The sequence below is a fragment of the Pseudomonas fontis genome, from assembly GCF_028656955.1.
Taxonomy (GTDB): Bacteria; Pseudomonadota; Gammaproteobacteria; order Pseudomonadales; family Pseudomonadaceae; genus Aquipseudomonas; species Aquipseudomonas fontis.
Genome location: NZ_JAMDGY010000020.1, coordinates 15,898 through 31,977, shown reverse-complemented (window position 1 = coordinate 31,977; position 16,080 = coordinate 15,898). Strand labels below are relative to the sequence as shown.

Sequence of the window (16,080 nt, the reverse complement as noted above, 5' to 3'; positions counted from 1 at the left end):
CTAGGCTAGTTTGGCCAATTTGCTGGCCATTTTGTATGCATTCCGCGTCTGGATCGTTCAGATAACCCGAGAAAACCGCTGGCGATTGTGCAAGTCCAGGTAGCCATCGAACACCATGCACACCGAGCGCACCAGCAGCCGGCCCGCCGGCAGCACTTCGATGCGGTCCTTTTCCAGCTTGATCAGGCCGTCATTGGCCATGGCTTCGAGGGCAGGCCACTGCTCGCTGAAGTAGCCGCGAAAGTCGAGGGTGAAGGCTTGCTCGATGGTTTCGAAGTCCAGCTCGAAATGGCAGATCAGTTGCTGGATGACGGCGCGGCGCACGCGGTCGTCCTGGTTGCAGATCAGCCCGCGATGTGTCGCCAATTGCGCGGCATCCAGGGCGTTCTGGTATTCGTTGAGGTCGCTGCTGTTCTGGCAGTACAGGTCGCCGATCTGGCTGATCGAAGACACCCCCAGGCCAATCAGGTCGCAATGCCCGTGGGTGGTGTAGCCCTGGAAGTTGCGCTGCAGGGTCGACTCTTCCTGGGCAATCGCCAGTTCGTCGTCGGGCAGGGCAAAGTGGTCCATGCCGATGTAGCGGTAGCCGGCGCCGGTCAGCTGTTCGATGGTGCGTTCGAGCATTTCCAGCTTGGCCGCCGGCGAGGGTAGATCGCTGGCGTCGATGCGGCGCTGGGGCATGAAGCGTTCCGGCAGGTGGGCGTAGTTGAACACCGACAAGCGATCGGGCTGCAGCTTGATCACTTCTTCGACGCTGCGGGCAAAGCCTTCCGGGGTCTGTTTGGGTAGGCCGTAGATCAGGTCCAGGTTGATCGAGCGAAACTGCAGGGTGCGCGCGGCCTCGATGATGGCGCGGGTCTGTTCCAGGCTTTGCAGGCGGTTGATCGCCCGCTGCACCACCGGGTCGAGGTCCTGCACGCCCAGGCTCACCCGGTTGAAGCCCAGTTCGCGCAGCAGGCCCATGGTCGACCAGTCGGCCTCGCGCGGGTCGATCTCGATGCCGTAGTCGCCGGAGTCGTCATCCAGCAGGTTGAAGTGCTGGCGCAGGTGGGCCATCAGCTGGCGCAGTTCGACATGGCTGAGAAAGGTCGGTGTGCCGCCGCCCAGGTGCAGTTGCTCGACGGTCTGCTTGGGGTCCAGGTGGCAGGCGATCAGTTGGATCTCGTGCTCCAGGCGTTGCAGGTAGGGTTGGGCGCGGCCGCGGTCCTTGGTGATGACCTTGTTGCAGGCGCAGTAGTAGCAGATGTTCGCGCAGAACGGCACGTGCACATACAGTGACAGCGGGCGGGCGACCCGGCGGCTGTCACGCAGCGCGTGCAGCAGGTCGAACGAGCCGACCTGGTTATGCAATTGCACGGCGGTTGGGTAGGAGGTGTAGCGCGGGCCGGCCAGATCGTAACGACGAATCAGGTCAGGGTCCCAGCGGAGGGCTTCGATCATGGCGGCAGTCCCTGGAATGGAGGCAGTGTCCGGAGTCTAGGGAGTGCGTCACCAGGGCGTGTTGACTTGTATCAAAAGCCCTTCAGTGGCCCATAAGCCAGTGCTGGTGCGGGCCCGGCAGGGTCCAGAGGCCAAACAGGATCACCAGCAGGCCACCGGTAATGCGCACGCCACGCTTGCGCAGCAGGGCGGTGGTGCGCTCGGCGGCCAGCCCTGTAGCCAGTAAAACCGGCCAGGTGCCCAGGCCGAAGGCGAGCATCAGCAGCGCGCTGTTGGCCGCATTGCCCTGGCTGGCAGCCCACAGCAGGGTGCTGTAGACCAGCCCGCATGGCAGCCAACCCCAGAGGGCGCCCAACAGCAGCGCACGCGGCAGGCTGGAAACTGGCAGCAGGCGCGTGGCGACCGGCTGGATATGCCGCCACAGGCCGCGCCCCAGGCTTTCGATGCGGGTCAGGCCGCTCCACCAGCCGGCCAGGTACAACCCCATGGTGATCAACAGCAGCGCCGCCACCACGCGCATGCCACTGGCCAGCGGGCTGTCGGCCAGCGCCCAGCCCGCCAGGCCGAGCAGCAGGCCGGCGGTGGCATAACTGAGGATGCGCCCAAGGTTGTAGGCCAGCAGCAGGCGAAAGCGGCGGCTGCGCTGCTCCTTGGGGATGGCCAGGGTCAGGGCGCCCATCAGGCCGCCGCACATGCCCAGGCAATGGCCGCCGCCGAGCAGGCCGAGGATCAGCGCGGAACTGAGCAGGGGCAGCAATTCAAGCACGGGGCGGCGGGCCTTGGTCGTCGGGTGGGGTCGGCTTGCCTTCGTTCAGCGCGGCCTGGTGGTTCGGGTCCTGGTCGTCGAACAGGATGCTGTGGGCTGGGCCGTCGAGGTCGTCGTACTGGCCGCTGTCCACCGCCCAGAAGAAGATGTATACGGCGATGGCGACGATCAGCAGTGCGGCCGGGATCATGACGTAGAGCGCGGGCATGGTGTCTCCTGGTCAGGCCGTGGCAGGGTGGCTGGCGGTGTGTGGGCTGGCGGCACTGGCCGGTCCGCGGATGCGGGTCAGGCGCAGGGCGTTGAGCACCACGATCAATGAGCTCACCGACATGCCGACCGCCGCCCAGATCGGAGTGATCCAGCCCAGCGCGGCGAACGGCAACATGAGGCCATTATACAAGCCTGCCCACAGCAGGTTCTCGATAATGATCCGGCGTGTGCGCCGGGCCAGGCTGAAGGCTTGTATCAGTGCGTCCAGGCGGTTGGACAGCAGTACCGCGTCGGCGCTGGTCTTGGCCAGGTCGGTGGCCGAGCCCATGGCGATGCTGATGTCGGCAGCGGCCAGCACCGGTACGTCGTTGACCCCGTCGCCGAGCATCAGCACTTTGCGCCCTTGCTGTTGCAGGGCCTTGAGGCGCTGCAGCTTGTCGTCCGGGCGCAGGCCGCCGATGGCCTGGTCGATCTGCAGCTCGGCGGCAACGCTGGCGACCATTGGCGAGCTGTCGCCAGACAGCAGCAGGGTTTGCCAGCCGCGTGCACGGCAGGCGGCGAGCAGGTCGGCGGCATCCGCGCGCAGGCGGTCGTCGAGGACGAACCAGGCCAGCGGGCCCTGGTCGTCGCCCAGCAGCAGCCACTGGCCGGGTTCGTCGGGCATGTCGGGCATGGCGGCCTGGCTCAGGGCGCAGACGAACGCCGGCTGGCCGATGCGCAGCGAGTGGCCTTCAACCTGGCCTTTAAGGCCCAGCCCGGGGCTGGTCTGTACGTTCTCGGCAATCGCCACGGTGCGCCCGAATGCCCGGGCAATCGGGTGCTCGGAGCGGTTTTCCAGGGCGGCGGCCAGGCGCAGGCATTGATCGGCGTCCAGCCTGCCCAGGGGGCGGATGGCGCGCAGGGTCAAGCGGCCTTCGGTGAGGGTGCCGGTCTTGTCGAAAATCACTGTGTCAATCTGGTTCAGGCCTTCGAGCACGTGGCCTCGGGTCAGCAGCAGGCCGAGTTTGTGCAGCGTGCCGGTGGCAGCGGTCAGTGCGGTCGGGGTCGCCAGCGACAGGGCGCACGGGCAGGTGGCGACGAGCATGGCCAGGACGATCCAGAACGCTCGCGATGGGTCCAGCTGCCACCACAGCAGGCCGATGGCGGCGGCCGCGACCAGCGAGAACAGCAGGAACCACTGCGAGGCGCGGTCGGCGATTTCTGCCAGGCGTGGTTTTTCCGACTGTGCGCGTTCGAGCAGGCGAACGATGGCTGACAGGCGGGTGTCGTGGCCCAGCGCCTGGACTTCGACGGTCAGTGGGCTTTCCACGTTCAGCGTGCCGGCGGTGACGGCATCGCCGCGTTGGCGGGCCTGGGGCAGGTATTCACCGGTCAGCAGCGACTCGTCGATGCTCGACTGGCCTTCGACGATGCGCCCGTCTGCCGGGAGCACGGCGCCCGGGTGGACCAGCACGCGGTCACCCAGTTGCAGCTCGCGCAGCAGGATGCGCTCGTTGCTGCCGTCGGCATTCAGGCGCAGGCACGAGGCGGGCAGCAGGTTGACCAACTGGGCTGTGGCCGCGGCAGTGCGCTCGCGGGCGCGGCGCTCCAGGTAGCGGCCGGCCAGCAGGAACAGGGCAAACATGCCGACGGCATCGAAATACAGTTCGCCACTACCGGTGATCGCGGTCCAGATCCCGGCGAAATAGGCCAGGCCGATGGCCAACGAAACCGAGACGTCCATGGTCAGGTGGCGAGTGCGGATGTCGCGGGCGGCACCACGGAAAAACGGCGCACAGCTGTAGAACACAATGGGCGTGGTGAGGAACAGCGCGACCCAGCGCAGGATGGTGTGCAGCTCAGGGCTCAGGTCGATATTGAATTCGGGCCAGGTGGCCATGGTCGCCATCATCGCCTGGAACCACAGCAGGCCGGCGACCCCGAGCTGGCGCAGGGCGGTGCGGTTTTCGCTGGCCAGTTGCTCGGCTGCGCGGTCAGCCTGGTAGGGGTGGGCGGCGTAGCCGATCTGGCGCAACTCGGCGAGCAGGCGTGAGAGCGGCAGTTGGCTGTCGCTCCAGTTCACGTACAGGCGGTGGTTGGACAGGTTCAGCCGCGCTTCGCTGACGCCGGGTACGTTGCGCAGGTGTTTCTCGATCAGCCAGCCGCAGGCGGCGCAACTGATGCCCTCGATCAGCAAGGTTGTTTCGGCCAGTTCACCCGTGTGACGCACGAAGGGCTTTTGCACATCGGCGCGGTCGTACAGGGCCAGCTCGTCGACCAGTTGCTGGGGCAGGGCCTCGGGGTTGGCGCTGGCTTCGCTGCGGTGCTGGTAGTAGCTCTCCAGGTTGCCGGCGACGATGGCCTCGGCCACCGCCTGGCAGCCGGGGCAGCAGAACGGGCGCGACTCGCCCAGCACCACGGCGGTGAAGTGGCTGCCGGCCGGGACGGGCAGGGCGCAGTGGTAGCAAGGCGTTGGGCTGGTCATGGAGTTCTGTCGTTATTCGGTGGTGAGCTTATCGCCGGCAAGGCCGGCTCCCACAGGGGTGTAAGGGTACTCTGTGGGAGCCGGCCTTGCCGGCGATGGGGGCAACTCATTTGTCGAGGTGTTCAGCCCCTTGCAGCGCTTCATCACCGAGCACCAGGTTCTTGTCATGGCCAACCAGTTCTTCCTCGAACAAACGCCATACCTGGCCCTCCTGGCTGCCCAGCAGTTCGACGAAGCGCCGTCCTTCAACCTTGTCATTCAACTGGCCCAGGTAACGGCCCGCTTCGCTTGGGCTCTGGGCCAGGGCGATCTTGCGGTCCTTTTCCGGCTGGGTCGGCGAGATCAGGTTCAGCTCCAGGGTTTGCGGCAGGCTGCTACCGCTCAGGCGCAGCTCGACTTCACCGGTCAGCTCATCCAGGTGAATGTTCGCCTTGAGCTTGAGGGTCTGCGCCAGCAACTCGCGGTCCAGCGAACGGTTGATGCCCTTGCCGGCCTCGTAATAGTTGTCGTTGACCAGGTTGTCCGGGTTGTTCACGGCAATGGTCACCATGGTCAGGCTCAGGGTCACCGAGGTGGCCAGTACGCCGATGATGATCCAGGGCCAGAGGTGCTTGTACCAGGGGCTGGTGGCGGTAGCTGCAGGCATGTAAGTGCTCTCTTAACGAATTTGTGGGCCGATGAACCGGCTCTTGGCTTGGACCTCGGTGCCGCTGTCGTCGGCATCCTTGAGGGTGAAGGTGACGTCGTTGGTGGTCGATGGCAGTTGTTCCGGGGCCATCGACAGTTGTACCGGCAGGCTGACGATGTCGCCGGCCTCGACGCGGATCTCCCGCGCGCCTTCCAGCTTCAGGCCCGGCAGGCCGCTGGCATCGAGCACGTAGACGTGGTCGCGTTGATCCTTGTTCATGACTTTCAGGCTGTAGACGTTCTCGATCCGGCCCTGGGCGTTCTCGCGGTACAACACGCGGTCCTTGCTGACGTCGAAGCCGACCAGCGAGCGCATGAAGAACGCCGTGGCGAGCAAGCCGATCATCACCAGCAGGACGATGAAGTAACCGATCAGGCGCGGTCGCGCCATGTGGGTCTTCTGTCCGGAGAGGTTGTGTTCGGTGGTATAGCTGATCAGCCCGCGTGGGTAGTTCATCTTGTCCATGATGCTGTCGCAGGCGTCGATGCAAGCGGCGCAGCCGATGCATTCGATCTGCAGGCCGTCACGGATGTCGATGCCGGTCGGGCAGACCTGTACACACATGGTGCAGTCGATGCAGTCGCCCAGGCCCTTGGCCTTGTAGTCGACGTCTTTCTTGCGCGGGCCGCGCACTTCGCCGCGGCGCGGGTCGTAGGAGACGATCAGCGTGTCCTTGTCGAACATCACGCTCTGGAAACGCGCATACGGGCACATGTAGATGCACACCTGCTCGCGCAGCCAGCCGGCATTGCCGTAGGTGGCCAGGGTGAAGAAGCCAACCCAGAAATACGCCCAGCCGTCGGCCTGGCCGGTGAAGAATTCGATGCTCAGTTCGCGGATCGGCGCGAAATAGCCGACGAAGGTCATGCCGGTGGCGAAGCCGATCAGCAGCCACAGGCTGTGCTTGGCGAGCTTGCGCAGGAGCTTGTTGCCGCTCATGGGCGCCTTGTCCAGCTTGATGCGCTGGTTGCGGTCGCCTTCGGTGACCTTTTCGCACCACATGTAGATCCAGGTCCAGACGCTTTGCGGGCAGGTGTAGCCGCACCAGACGCGCCCGGCGAATACAGTGATGAAGAACAGGCCGAAGGCGGCGACGATCAGGATGCCAGAGAGGAGGATGAAGTCCTGTGGCCAGATGGTGGTGCCGAAGATGTAGAACTTGCGCTCCGGCAGGTTCCACCAGACGGCCTGGTGGCCACCCCAATTCAACCATACGGTGCCGAAGTACAACAGGAAGAGGAGTGCACCGCCTGCCATGCGCAGGTTGCGGAACAGGCCGGTGAAGGCACGGGTGTAGATTTTGTCGCGAGAGGCGTAGAGGTCCACGCTGGTATCGTGCTTGGCAGGCGGGGTTACATCATGTACCGGAATCTGCTTGCTCATCATTGAGTCCCACGGCAGTGGAAGTATGCCGCGATCAGTGCGTGCCGACCGCAGTCAGAAGTTGTGTGCTGCTCTGGTCCGCATGATACGCCTGTGGTGGCTGTCTGGGGCATGGGTGCGACCTTAGGTCGCGTTGGGTTTGCCTGATTAATAGTGTAATGGGTTGTGTCAATTGATCTGGGTCAACGGCATGCGCCGGCCCACCGTGGGAGCCGGCCTTGCCGGCGATCGGGCGCAACGCCTTCAGTAAAAAAGAAGCCCCGCCAGCCTTCACTGACAGGGCCCTTTTCCAGCCAGGCGAATTACTCCGCCTCAGCCGCCTTTTCACCCTGGTGCGACAGGCTGTACACATACGCCGCCAGCAGGTGAACCTTGTCGTTGCCCTGGATTTCCTGTTGCGCAGGCATCTGGCCCTGACGGCCGTAACGGATGGTCTGCTGCAACTGGGCGAAGCTCGAACCGTAGATGAACGCCTGTGGGTGGGTCAGGTTCGGCGCGCCCATCGCTGGGGTGCCTTTGCCTTCCGGCCCGTGGCACGCCACGCAGTTGGTGGCAAAAAGCTTCTGACCATTGGCCGGGTCGGCTTTCGCGCCTTCCGGCAGGCTGCGGCCATCCAGGTTGGTCAGGATGTACGCGGCCACATCGGCCACGCCCTGCTCGCCAATCACCTCCGACCAGGCCGGCATCACGCCGTGACGGCCGCCCATGATGGTGGTCTTGATGGTCGCCGGGTCACCGCCCCAACGCCAGTCGTTGTCGGTGAGGTTGGGGAAGCCGTACGAGCCCTTGGCGTCGGAGCCGTGGCACACCGAACAGTTGGAGGCGAACAGACGGCCACCCATCTTCAGTGCTTGCGGATCCTTGGCTACTTCTTCGATTGGCATCGCTGCGAATTTGGCGAAGATCGGCCCGAACTTGGCGTCCGCGCGGGCCATTTCCTTCTCCCACTCGTGCACCCCGGTCCAGCCTTGCTGGCCGTTGGCGAACTCGCTCTTCTTGTCGTTATCCAGGTAGGCATAACCCGGCAGCAGGCCTTTCCAGTTGCCCAGGCCCGGGTACAGCACCAGGTAGCCCAGGGCAAAGATGATGGTGCCGACAAACAGCATGAACCACCATTTCGGCAGTGGGTTGTCGTACTCCTCGATACCATCGAAGGAGTGGCCCACGGTTTCATCGGTGGCTTCGCTGCGCTGGCCCTTGCGGGTGGACAGCAGCAGCCAGGTCAGGGCAAAGATGGTGCCCAGACTCAAAACGGTGACGTACAGACTCCAAAAGGTAGTCATTCGTTGTTACTCCTAGACGCTTTCGCTTGCGCTTGCTCGACATGCTTGCTGGCTTCGGGATCATCCGCGAAGGGCAGCAGGGTGGCTTCGTCGAACTCGGACTTGCGCCGCGAGCTGAATACCCATAACGCCAGGCCGATAAAGGCCACCATCACCACGACGGTGCCCAGACCACGAATCATCCCGATATCCATCAAGGTCACCGTTTGCTTTTGATGATGGTGCCCAGGCCTTGCAGGTAGGCAACCAGGGCGTCCATTTCAGTCTTGCCCTTGACCGCGTCGCGGGCACCGGCGATGTCTTCGTCGGTGTACGGCGTGCCGAGGGTGCGCAGGACTTCCATCTTCTTGGCGGTTTCCTTGCCGTCGAGCTTGTTCTCTACCAGCCAAGGGTAGGAAGGCATCTTCGACTCGGGCACGACGTTGCGCGGGTTGTACAGGTGGGCGCGGTGCCAGTCGTCGGAGTAACGACCGCCGACCCGGGCCAGGTCCGGCCCGGTACGCTTGGAGCCCCACAGGAACGGGTGGTCCCAGACGCTTTCACCGGCGACCGAGTAGTGGCCGTAGCGTTCGGTTTCGGCGCGGAACGGACGGATCATCTGCGAGTGGCAGCCGACACAGCCGTTGGCGATGTACACGTCACGGCCTTCCAGTTCCAGCGCGGTGCGTGGCTTCATGCCTTCGACCGGCTTGTTGGTGACGTCCTGGAAGAACAGCGGAACGATCTGGGTCAGGCCGCCGATACTCACGGCGATGACCATGAAGAAGGCCATCAGGCCGATATTCTTCTCGACTACTTCGTGCTTCATCAGTGAGCTCCCACGACAACGATCTGGGCAGCGGCTTCAGCTTCCGCTGGCTGCGAGGCACGCACGGTGCGGTACACGTTGTAGGCCATGAGCAACATGCCGGAGGCGAAGAACGCCCCGCCCAGGGCACGCACGATGTAGCCAGGGTGGCTGGCCACCAGGGCTTCGACGAAGGAGTAGGTGAGGGTGCCGTCATCGTTGATTGCACGCCACATCAGGCCTTGGGTGATGCCGTTGACCCACATCGAGGCGATGTAGAGCACGGTACCGATGGTGGCCAGCCAGAAGTGGGCGTTGATCAGGCCGATGCTGTGCATCTGCGCGCGGCCGTAGATTTTCGGGATCATGTGGTACAGCGCGCCGATCGAGATCATCGCTACCCAGCCAAGAGCACCGGCGTGTACGTGGCCGATGGTCCAGTCGGTGTAGTGCGACAGCGAGTTGACCGTCTTGATCGCCATCATCGGCCCTTCGAAGGTCGACATGCCGTAGAACGCCAGCGATACCACGAGGAAGCGCAGGATCGGGTCGGTGCGCAATTTATGCCAGGCGCCCGAGAGGGTCATCATGCCGTTGATCATGCCGCCCCAGCTTGGTGCCAGGAGGATGATCGACATGGCCATGCCCAGCGACTGCGCCCAGTCTGGCAGGGCGGTGTAGTGCAGGTGGTGCGGGCCGGCCCAGATGTACAGGGTGATCAGCGCCCAGAAGTGCACGATCGACAGGCGATAGGAGTAGATCGGGCGTTCGGCTTGCTTGGGCACGAAGTAATACATCATGCCGAGGAAGCCGGTGGTCAGGAAGAAGCCCACCGCGTTGTGCCCGTACCACCACTGGATCATGGCGTCGGTAGCACCGCTGTACAGCGAGTAGGACTTGAACAGGCTGACCGGCAGCGACATGTGGTTGACGATGTGCAGCATCGCGGTCACCACGATGAAGGCACCGTAGAACCAGTTGCCGACATAGATGTGCTTGGTCTTGCGCTTGACGATGGTGCCGAAGAACACCAAACCGTAGGTTACCCAGACAATGGCCAGCAAAATGGCTATCGGCCATTCCAGTTCGGCGTATTCCTTGGTCGTCGTGTATCCCATCGGCAAGGTGATCAGTGCACCGACGATCACCGCTTGCCATCCCCAGAAGGTGAAGGCGGCGAGGCTGTCGGAGATCAGTCGCGTCTGGCAGGTTCGCTGCACGACATAGTAGGAAGTGGCGAACAGTGCACAACCACCGAAGGCGAAAATCACCAGGTTGGTGTGCAATGGGCGAAGGCGGCCAAAGGTCGTCCAGGGCAAGTCAAGGTTCAGCTGAGGCCAGACCAGTTGCGAGGCGATGAAGACGCCGAGCCCCATGCCAAGGATCCCCCAGACCACCGTCATGATGGCGAACTGGCGGACGACCTTATAGTTATAAGCAGTCGGACTGATTGCTGTGCTCATTCTAAGGTTCCACGGTTTTTGGGTGTTTTTGTTGGTTAAAAAATCGGCGCAAGTATCTATAAATAGTGTGGGTATTGCAACGCGATGGACCTCGCGCTACCCCTTGCCAAAGCCGATTTTACGGCGGTTCCAGCCGATTGACGGGAAAGATTGTACACAATCATAAGTGCTTGATGTACACCAAAATTGCCTTTCTTTAGCCGGCTGGAAACGCTGCCTTTTGTCTTCATTTTTGTGGGTGAATTGGCGCTGATGGCGAGATGGGCCGGTCCCGGTCAGCCTTTGCGGCGGGTCGATGGCCATCGCTGCGCCATGACGCTGCGCACGCGAGCCAAGTTCAAGCCGCTGTGGCAACAAGCTTAGTCTTGATCAGAGGGGGTGCAAGGAGGGGGGTGCAGTGGGGTGCGACACTTTGTCGCAAGTGCCGGGGAGGAGCGCCGCACCCCGATGAGGTGCGGCGAATTGCGTCAAGGCTCAGTTACGCCATTGTTTTACTTGGCAGAAACCTTCTCGCCTTCCTGGGACAGGCTGTAGACGTAGGCCGCCAGCAGGTGGACCTTGTCGTTGCCCTGGATTTCCTGCTGCGCCGGCATCTGGCCCTGACGGCCATAACGGATGGTCTGTTGCAGCTGGGCGAAGCTCGAACCGTAGATGAACGCTTGCGGGTGAGTCAGGTCCGGTGCGCCCATGGCCGGGGTGCCTTTGCCTTCAGGGCCGTGGCAAGCCACGCAACTGCTGGCAAACAGCTTCTGGCCATTGACCGGGTCGGCCTTGGCGCCTTCCGGCAGGCTGCGGCCATCGAGGTTGGTCAGCACGAACGCGGCCACATCGGCCACGCCTTGCTCGCCAATCACTTCGGCCCAGGCCGGCATCACGCCGTGACGACCGTTCATGATCGACGCCTTGATGGTTTGCGGGTCACCGCCCCAGCGCCAGTCCCTGTCGGTCAGGTTGGGGAAGCCGTAGGCGCCCTTGGCGTCGGAACCGTGGCACACGGCGCAGTTGGAGGCGAACAGGCGGCCGCCCATTTTCAGCGCTTGTGGGTCCTTGGCGACTTCCTCGACCGGCATGGCGGCGAACTTGGCGAAGATCGGTCCGAACTTGGCGTCAGCCTTGTCCATTTCTTTCTGCCATTCGTTGACGCCGGTCCAGCCGTCCTGATAGCCCGGCAGGATGCCTTTCCAGTTGCCCAGGCCCGGGTAGAGGATCAGGTAGCCGACCGAAAACACCAGGGTGCCGACGAACAGCCAGAACCACCACTTGGGCAGCGGGTTGTCATATTCCTCGATGCCATCGAAGCTGTGGCCCATGGTCTGGTCGGTCGTGCCCGGCTTTTCGCCCTTGCGCGTGCCGAGCAACAGCCAGGTCAGGCCGATCAGGCTGCCAATGGTCAGTACGCTGATATACGTACTCCAGAAGGTGGTCATTGCCGGGTACTCCTCAGGGCGGTTTCTTCTTTGGCTGCGTTAGGCAGGTGCTCGTCGGCAAAGGGCAGCAGGCTCGCCTCGGCAAACTCTCGGTTGCGCCGGCCGCTGAACACCCAGAGCGACAGGCCGATGAAGGCGATGGCGACGATCAGGGTGCCCAGGCCGCGCAACTGGCCAATATCCACGGTGAAGTCCATGGCGCTTACCTCTTGTTCTTGATCGCGGTGCCAAGCACCTGCAGGTAGGCGACCAGCGCGTCCATCTCGGTCTTGCCGTTGACCGAGGCCACGGCACCGGCGATGTCCTCGTCGGTGTACGGCACGCCCAGGGTGCGCATGGTGCGCAGCTTGGTCTCGGTGTGGCTGCTGTCGACCGGGTTGGCAACCAGCCACGGGTAGGCCGGCATCTTCGACTCGGGCACCACGTTGCGCGGGTTGTACAAGTGCGCGCGGTGCCAGTCATCGGAGTAGCGTGCGCCGACCCGGGCCAGGTCCGGACCGGTACGCTTGGAGCCCCACAGGAACGGGTGGTCCCAGACGCTTTCACCGGCGACCGAGTAGTGGCCGTAACGTTCAGTTTCAGCACGGAACGGACGGATCATCTGCGAGTGGCACTGGACGCAGCCTTCACGGATGTAGATGTCGCGACCTTCCAGTTGCAGCGCGGTGTAGGGCTTCATGCCCTCGACCGGCTTGTTGGTGACGTCCTGGAAGAACAGCGGGACGATCTGCGTCAGGCCGCCGATGCTCACGGCAAACACCATCAGCAGCACCAGCAGGAAGACGTTCTTCTCGATAGCTTCGTGTTTCATCAGGTTCTCCTCAAACCAGCTGCGCGGCAGGTGCAGGGGCGATCGCCGGCGCCGGGGCACGCACGGTGCGCCAGGTGTTCCAGGCCATCAGCAACATGCCGGCGAGGAAGATCGCACCGCCGACAAAGCGCACGATGAAGCCTGGGTGGCTGGCCACCAGGGTTTCGACGAAGGAGTAGGTCAGCGTGCCGTCGGCGTTGACTGCGCGCCACATCAGGCCCTGGGCAATGCCGTTGACCCACATCGAGGCGATGTAGAGCACGGTGCCGATGGTGGCCAGCCAGAAGTGCGCGTTGATCAGGCCGATGCTGTGCATCTGCTCGCGACCGAAGACTTTCGGGATCATGTGGTACAGCGCGCCGATGGAGATCATCGCTACCCAGCCGAGGGCGCCGGCGTGTACGTGGCCGATGGTCCAGTCGGTGTAGTGGGAGAGGGCGTTGACGGTCTTGATCGCCATCATCGGGCCTTCGAAGGTCGACATGCCGTAGAACGCCAGCGATACCACCAGGAAGCGCAGGATCGGGTCGCTGCGCAGCTTATGCCAGGCGCCCGAGAGGGTCATCATGCCGTTGATCATGCCGCCCCAGCTTGGCGCGAGCAGTACCAGGGACATGACCATGCCCAGCGACTGTGCCCAGTCTGGCAGGGCGGTGTAGTGCAGGTGGTGCGGGCCGGCCCAGATGTACAGGGTGATCAGCGCCCAGAAGTGCACGATCGACAGGCGATAGGAATACACCGGCCGTTCAGCTTGCTTGGGCACGAAGTAGTACATCATGCCGAGGAAGCCTGCGGTCAGGAAGAAGCCCACGGCGTTGTGGCCGTACCACCACTGGACCATGGCGTCGGTGGCGCCGCTGTACAGCGAGTAGGACTTGGTCAGGCTGACCGGGATTTCCAGGTTGTTGACGATGTGCAGGATCGCCACGGTGATGATGAACGCACCGAAGAACCAGTTGCCCACATAGATGTGCTTGGTGGTGCGCTTCATCAGGGTGCCGAAGAACACCACGGCGTAGGCGACCCAGACAATGGTGATCAGGATATCGATCGGCCACTCCAGTTCGGCATACTCCTTGGAACTGGTGTAACCCAGTGGCAGAGATATCGCGGCGAGCACGATCACCAGTTGCCAGGCCCAGAAGGTAAACGCCGCCAGGCGCGGCGAGAACAGCGTGGTCTGGCAGGTTCGCTGCACGGAGTAGTAGGAGCTGGCGAACAGTGCGCAGCCCCCGAAGGCGAAGATCACCGCATTGGTGTGCAAGGGTCGCAGGCGACCGAAGCTGGTCCACGGGAGGTCGAAGTTGAGCGAAGGCCAGACGAGTTGCGCGGCGAGAAAAACGCCGAGCCCCATCCCGACGATTCCCCACACCACCGTCATAATGGCGAATTGGCGGACCACCTTGTAGTTGTAGGTGGTACTGCTGGTTGTGTTCATGTATGGGTTCCCATCCACGGTTATAGGCAGGCTAAATAGCGAGGCAAGCATGAGTAATGGGCAGCACGCGGGTATTGACGGGGATCAATGCGCGCAGTGGGCAAAGGAACATGGCTGGCTATGGAATGCCCCGCAAAATCAGGGGGATGGGGGTGCTTTGGGCACCTTGATCCTGGCCCATGGGGCAGGCGCACCGATGGACAGCGCATTCATGCAGGACATGGCGCAAAGGCTGGCGGCGCAAGGGCTTGGGGTGCTGCGCTTCGAGTTCCCCTACATGGCGCAACGCCGGCTGGATGGTGGCAAACGGCCGCCAAACCCGCAGGCCAAGCTGCTGGAGTGCTGGCGCGAGGTGTACAACGAGGTGCGACCATTGGTCGCTGGGCCTTTGCTGGTGGGCGGCAAGTCCATGGGCGGGCGCATGGCCAGTTTGCTCGCGGACGAGCTGGGTGCCGATGGCCTGGTGTGCCTGGGGTATCCGTTTTATGCGGCGGGTAAACCCGAGAAGCCACGGGTGGCGCATCTGGCTGAACTGCAGACGCCGACGCTGATCGTTCAAGGCGAACGGGATGCGTTGGGCAATCGCCAGACGGTGGAGGGGTATGTGTTGTCGCCGGCCATCGAGGTGTTATGGCTGGTGGCGGGGGATCACGACCTGAAGCCGTTGAAAGCGTCTGGTTTTACCCAGGCGCAGCACCTGGATGCGGCGGTCAGTGCGATTGTGGGAGCGGTGGTGCGGGGTGTTTCGTAGCCGCTGCCGTGAGGCTGCGCTGGAGCCCGTAAGGGCTCCCCCAGGCGCGGCGCCTGCGTTGCAGGCGAGCGCAGCCTGGCGGCAGCGGCTACAACAGCGGTGTTAGCCGCGGTACTCGCACAGGTAAGCCGTGTCGACCGCCACCTTCAACTGGAACTTGCTGTTGGCCGGCACGTTGAACTGGCTACCCGCCGAGAAGGTTTCCCAGTTGTCGCTGTCCGGCAGTTTTACCGTCAGTGCACCCGAGACCACGTGCATGATTTCACGCTGGGCCGTGCCGAACTCGTATTCGCCCGGAGCCATTACCCCAATGGTGGCCGGACCTTCAGCGGTGCCGAAGGCGATGGACTTGACCGTGCCATCAAAGTACTCGTTGACTTTAAACATGGGCGACTCCTGAAAAAGGACAAAAAAGGCTGGCCAGTATGCCCAAGCCTCCAGGCCTCGTCATCCGCTTTCAGGCACCGTTTACCGGCAGTGTCAGGGGCAGCAAACGCGCGGTATTGCGCGCATCTTCCAGTGCCCGGTGCTGCTGGCCATTGAACTGCAAGCCGGCCAGTTGCAGCGCACTGTTCAGCCCGAGCGGGCGCTGCAACTGGCGGGCCTTGGCAAAGCGTTGCTTGAGGTTGATGTGGGCGACGTTCGCCAGCAGGCTGTCGACCTGATGCTGCTGCCACTCCTGCAACAATTGCTTGCGGTCGTAGTCACCCCAACTGACCCAGCCCTCCAGCCGTGCCTGATGATGGCCAAGCCAGCGCTCGAACTGCGCCCAAACCTCGGTAAAGGAAGCCGCCGCGTCGATGTTGCCCTGGCTGATGTGGGTCAACTCGCGGCAGAACGGTGTAAGTTGCGGGCGCCGCCGTGGCCGCACGAAACGCTGGAAGTGATCCACTTCACGGCCGTCGCGGTTGACCAGGCTGGCGCCGATTTCGATGATTTCCATATCCGTGATCGGCCAGCCACCATCGTCTGTAGTGGCTTCCAGGTCGATCACCAGCCAATGGCCCATAGCAGGCTCCCATGCAAGATGCTGGCTAGAGCGTAGCCAAACTCGCGGCTTCGCGGTATCCCGTGGCCATTTGCCTTCTGCTCGATATTGGCATAACAAGCGGTTGTGCTAGTACTGGAAAACGCCTAGCTTAGGCGGGATGCACGTCTGCCTCCGTGAG

At 63.1% G+C, this 16,080-nt stretch carries 17 protein-coding genes; 1 reads left to right on the top strand and 16 read right to left on the bottom strand.

Features of this window, described 5'->3' with window-relative positions; translation table 11 throughout:
• Positions 1-57 precede the first annotated feature (57 nt).
• The 14 genes from hemN to ccoN (M5G11_RS07415) all read right to left on the bottom strand — a co-directional run bounded on the left by hemN (position 58) and on the right by ccoN (M5G11_RS07415) (position 14,160).
• Positions 58-1,440, bottom strand: a complete 1,383-nt coding sequence (gene hemN / locus M5G11_RS07480; RefSeq protein ID WP_273911140.1) for an oxygen-independent coproporphyrinogen III oxidase — start codon at positions 1,438-1,440, stop codon at positions 58-60.
• Positions 1,441-1,522: 82 nt separating this feature from the next.
• On the bottom strand, positions 1,523-2,206 hold the full coding sequence (locus M5G11_RS07475) for a sulfite exporter TauE/SafE family protein (protein WP_273911141.1): 684 nt from the start codon (positions 2,204-2,206) through the stop codon (positions 1,523-1,525).
• Positions 2,199-2,414 (bottom strand): cbb3-type cytochrome oxidase assembly protein CcoS, encoded by a 216-nt coding sequence (ccoS, locus tag M5G11_RS07470; RefSeq protein ID WP_273911142.1) that lies wholly within the window; start codon positions 2,412-2,414, stop codon positions 2,199-2,201. The genes M5G11_RS07475 and ccoS overlap by 8 nt, the downstream gene beginning before the upstream one ends.
• A 12-nt stretch (positions 2,415-2,426) precedes the next feature.
• Positions 2,427-4,880: a heavy metal translocating P-type ATPase gene (locus M5G11_RS07465; protein WP_273911143.1), complete on the bottom strand. Its 2,454-nt coding sequence runs from the start codon at positions 4,878-4,880 to the stop codon at positions 2,427-2,429.
• Positions 4,881-4,986: 106 nt separating this feature from the next.
• The gene (locus M5G11_RS07460; RefSeq protein ID WP_273911144.1) at positions 4,987-5,526 is read right to left on the bottom strand and encodes a FixH family protein; all 540 of its coding nucleotides are present in this window, start codon (positions 5,524-5,526) and stop codon (positions 4,987-4,989) included.
• A gap of 12 nt (positions 5,527-5,538) precedes the next feature.
• Positions 5,539-6,951, bottom strand: coding sequence for a cytochrome c oxidase accessory protein CcoG (gene ccoG, locus M5G11_RS07455; RefSeq protein ID WP_273911145.1), 1,413 nt, complete (start codon positions 6,949-6,951; stop codon positions 5,539-5,541).
• Positions 6,952-7,253: 302 nt separating this feature from the next.
• Complete coding sequence (gene ccoP, locus M5G11_RS07450) at positions 7,254-8,234, bottom strand: cytochrome-c oxidase, cbb3-type subunit III (RefSeq protein ID WP_273911146.1); 981 nt, start codon at positions 8,232-8,234, stop codon at positions 7,254-7,256.
• A complete protein-coding gene (locus M5G11_RS07445) occupies positions 8,231-8,428 on the bottom strand; it encodes a cbb3-type cytochrome oxidase subunit 3 (RefSeq protein WP_273911147.1) in 198 nt (65 codons plus the stop codon). Before M5G11_RS07445 ends, ccoP (M5G11_RS07450) begins: the two co-directional genes overlap by 4 nt.
• A gap of 5 nt (positions 8,429-8,433) precedes the next feature.
• On the bottom strand, positions 8,434-9,042 hold the full coding sequence (gene ccoO / locus M5G11_RS07440; RefSeq protein WP_273911148.1) for a cytochrome-c oxidase, cbb3-type subunit II: 609 nt from the start codon (positions 9,040-9,042) through the stop codon (positions 8,434-8,436).
• Positions 9,042-10,484, bottom strand: a complete 1,443-nt coding sequence (gene ccoN / locus M5G11_RS07435; protein ID WP_273911149.1) for a cytochrome-c oxidase, cbb3-type subunit I — start codon at positions 10,482-10,484, stop codon at positions 9,042-9,044. The genes ccoO (M5G11_RS07440) and ccoN (M5G11_RS07435) overlap by 1 nt, the downstream gene beginning before the upstream one ends.
• Positions 10,485-10,975: 491 nt before the next feature.
• Positions 10,976-11,911 carry a cytochrome-c oxidase, cbb3-type subunit III gene (ccoP, locus tag M5G11_RS07430; RefSeq protein ID WP_273911150.1) on the bottom strand — a complete coding sequence of 312 codons (936 nt, stop codon included), beginning with the start codon at positions 11,909-11,911 and terminating at the stop codon, positions 10,976-10,978.
• Positions 11,908-12,108 carry a cbb3-type cytochrome oxidase subunit 3 gene (locus M5G11_RS07425; protein ID WP_273911151.1) on the bottom strand — a complete coding sequence of 67 codons (201 nt, stop codon included), beginning with the start codon at positions 12,106-12,108 and terminating at the stop codon, positions 11,908-11,910. The genes ccoP (M5G11_RS07430) and M5G11_RS07425 overlap by 4 nt, the downstream gene beginning before the upstream one ends.
• Positions 12,109-12,113: 5 nt before the next feature.
• Positions 12,114-12,722, bottom strand: coding sequence for a cytochrome-c oxidase, cbb3-type subunit II (ccoO, locus tag M5G11_RS07420; protein WP_273911152.1), 609 nt, complete (start codon positions 12,720-12,722; stop codon positions 12,114-12,116).
• Positions 12,723-12,732: 10 nt separating this feature from the next.
• Positions 12,733-14,160: a cytochrome-c oxidase, cbb3-type subunit I gene (ccoN, locus tag M5G11_RS07415; RefSeq protein ID WP_273911153.1), complete on the bottom strand. Its 1,428-nt coding sequence runs from the start codon at positions 14,158-14,160 to the stop codon at positions 12,733-12,735.
• A gap of 49 nt (positions 14,161-14,209) precedes the next feature.
• Between ccoN (M5G11_RS07415) and M5G11_RS07410 the strand changes: the two genes are divergently transcribed.
• Positions 14,210-14,911 (top strand): alpha/beta family hydrolase, encoded by a 702-nt coding sequence (locus M5G11_RS07410; protein ID WP_273911154.1) that lies wholly within the window; start codon positions 14,210-14,212, stop codon positions 14,909-14,911.
• 102 nt (positions 14,912-15,013) lie between these two features.
• On the opposite strand, the gene ppnP is transcribed toward M5G11_RS07410, so the two are convergent.
• Positions 15,014-15,298, bottom strand: a complete 285-nt coding sequence (gene ppnP, locus M5G11_RS07405; protein WP_273911155.1) for a pyrimidine/purine nucleoside phosphorylase — start codon at positions 15,296-15,298, stop codon at positions 15,014-15,016.
• Positions 15,299-15,368: 70 nt separating this feature from the next.
• Entirely contained in the window at positions 15,369-15,920 is a 552-nt protein-coding gene (locus tag M5G11_RS07400) for a 3'-5' exonuclease (protein ID WP_273911156.1), read from the bottom strand.
• Positions 15,921-16,080: the final 160 nt, after the last annotated feature.

Bases quoted from the DNA above. Each gene is read 5' to 3' on its own strand.
- ppnP (WP_273911155.1), bottom strand. From the start codon at position 15,298: ATGTTTAAAGTCAACGAGTACTTTGATGGCACGGTCAAGTCCATCGCC.
- M5G11_RS07410 (WP_273911154.1), top strand. From the start codon at position 14,210: ATGAGTAATGGGCAGCACGCGGGTATTGACGGGGATCAATGCGCGCAG.
- ccoG (WP_273911145.1), bottom strand. From the start codon at position 6,951: ATGAGCAAGCAGATTCCGGTACATGATGTAACCCCGCCTGCCAAGCAC.
- M5G11_RS07445 (WP_273911147.1), bottom strand. From the start codon at position 8,428: ATGGATATCGGGATGATTCGTGGTCTGGGCACCGTCGTGGTGATGGTG.
- hemN (WP_273911140.1), bottom strand. From the start codon at position 1,440: ATGATCGAAGCCCTCCGCTGGGACCCTGACCTGATTCGTCGTTACGAT.
- M5G11_RS07460 (WP_273911144.1), bottom strand. From the start codon at position 5,526: ATGCCTGCAGCTACCGCCACCAGCCCCTGGTACAAGCACCTCTGGCCC.
- ccoO (WP_273911152.1), bottom strand. From the start codon at position 12,722: ATGAAACACGAAGCTATCGAGAAGAACGTCTTCCTGCTGGTGCTGCTG.
- ccoS (WP_273911142.1), bottom strand. From the start codon at position 2,414: ATGCCCGCGCTCTACGTCATGATCCCGGCCGCACTGCTGATCGTCGCC.
- M5G11_RS07400 (WP_273911156.1), bottom strand. From the start codon at position 15,920: ATGGGCCATTGGCTGGTGATCGACCTGGAAGCCACTACAGACGATGGT.
- ccoO (WP_273911148.1), bottom strand. From the start codon at position 9,042: ATGAAGCACGAAGTAGTCGAGAAGAATATCGGCCTGATGGCCTTCTTC.
- ccoP (WP_273911150.1), bottom strand. From the start codon at position 11,911: ATGACCACCTTCTGGAGTACGTATATCAGCGTACTGACCATTGGCAGC.
- ccoP (WP_273911146.1), bottom strand. From the start codon at position 8,234: ATGACTACCTTTTGGAGTCTGTACGTCACCGTTTTGAGTCTGGGCACC.
- M5G11_RS07425 (WP_273911151.1), bottom strand. From the start codon at position 12,108: ATGGACTTCACCGTGGATATTGGCCAGTTGCGCGGCCTGGGCACCCTG.
- ccoN (WP_273911153.1), bottom strand. From the start codon at position 14,160: ATGAACACAACCAGCAGTACCACCTACAACTACAAGGTGGTCCGCCAA.
- ccoN (WP_273911149.1), bottom strand. From the start codon at position 10,484: ATGAGCACAGCAATCAGTCCGACTGCTTATAACTATAAGGTCGTCCGC.
- M5G11_RS07465 (WP_273911143.1), bottom strand. From the start codon at position 4,880: ATGACCAGCCCAACGCCTTGCTACCACTGCGCCCTGCCCGTCCCGGCC.